The sequence below is a fragment of the Weizmannia sp. CD-2023 genome (assembly GCF_036225245.1).
In the GTDB taxonomy this organism is placed as follows: domain Bacteria; phylum Bacillota; class Bacilli; order Bacillales; family Bacillaceae_C; genus Weizmannia; species Weizmannia faecalis.
Map to the genome: position 1 here is coordinate 1 of NZ_JARTJQ010000051.1, position 1,243 is coordinate 1,243.

A 1,243-nucleotide genomic window follows, 5' to 3' on the forward strand; every position below is an offset into this window, starting at 1 on the left:
CGAGTTGCTCAATCAAGGCCTAGCCATCTACAACGCTAATGGCGACTTTTGAGCCGAATTCCACGTTCGCTTTTGCCTTGCCACGCACAATTGGACGGACATGCGGCTGGGAAATGCTCACAATCCGGTGGTCAATCCGATGTGTTTTCTTTTTGTACATTTCTGCCTGTTGGCGGTAAAGTTCATGAATCACGAGAAGTTGTCGGTATTCATCTTTGCTCAAAAGAGACAGGGAGCTTTGGGAAATGAGATTTCCAATGATCTCCAGATTCCGTTTCACATATCCAAGTTGTTTGCCGACAGCTTTCCGGATTTTCCGGGTTCCAGCTTTGCGTTGCTTAGCGACAGAAAGATAGTCCCTGCGGGCTCTTTTACTGTAGGTCCGTGGCTTTCGTAATTTTCCTTTGTGCGGTTCATGCAGTACATCAATGATATGTTCCAGTTTCTCACGAGCTTCGTTCAATAGCCCCAGGTCAGTAGGGTAAGCAATATTAGCCGGTGCACAGGTTGCGTCCAGAATGAGCTTTCCTTTGTTCTTCATTTTAGGAGACGCTGATCCAGTTGAATTCTATTCCGAAGCAGAACCGGAAGGTTGATGATCATCATCGTTGTCATTTTCCTTAGATGCTTCTTCCGATTGGCGTTCTTGTTCTTCCAGAACAATCCATTCATTCAGTTCATTGATGATGTTTGCACCCAAACGTTTTCTAAAACGAGTCATCAGAGAATGATCGAATGGGGCTTTTTCCGGAATTCAGGCAACCCGATAAAATACTGAAGATACGGGTTTTCCGTGATCTGTTCGACTGTTTCCCGGTCAGATAGCCCAAGCCGTTCTTTGATATAGAGAGCCCCAAGAGCAACTCTGACAGAGTAAGCCTTTTCGCCTTTGAATTTTTTCTTGAAGGACTTGGCATACTTTTCTTCAGCCTTCCACCAAGGGATTAATTCAGCAAGACGGACCCAGCGATTTTCTTTATTTAATTTTCCACCGAATGGTAGAAAAAATCTTCTACAAAAGTTAATTGATGTTCGGTCTTTTTGTACATCGTAACGGCCTCCAAGTGCAAGGTTTTTTACACGTTTCCTATAAAATCCTTACACTTTATATTCGACAAAAGTAGCCAAAATCCTTGTCAAATCTGGAATTTTTGTTTATTCAGCAAGCCCTAAAAACGAAATGGCAGAGGACTTGAAGGTGAAATTCGGGTATTTTTCCTAAGAAGCATCCAGCGATAGTTCA

Annotated in this window: 1 pseudogene; it reads right to left on the reverse strand. The window is 43.2% G+C overall.

Annotated elements, in window-relative coordinates:
* Nucleotides 1-22 precede the first annotated feature (22 nt).
* Nucleotides 23-1,049: pseudogene (locus P9687_RS07350) on the reverse strand (IS5 family transposase); the annotation flags it as partial.
* Nucleotides 1,050-1,243: the final 194 nt, after the last annotated feature.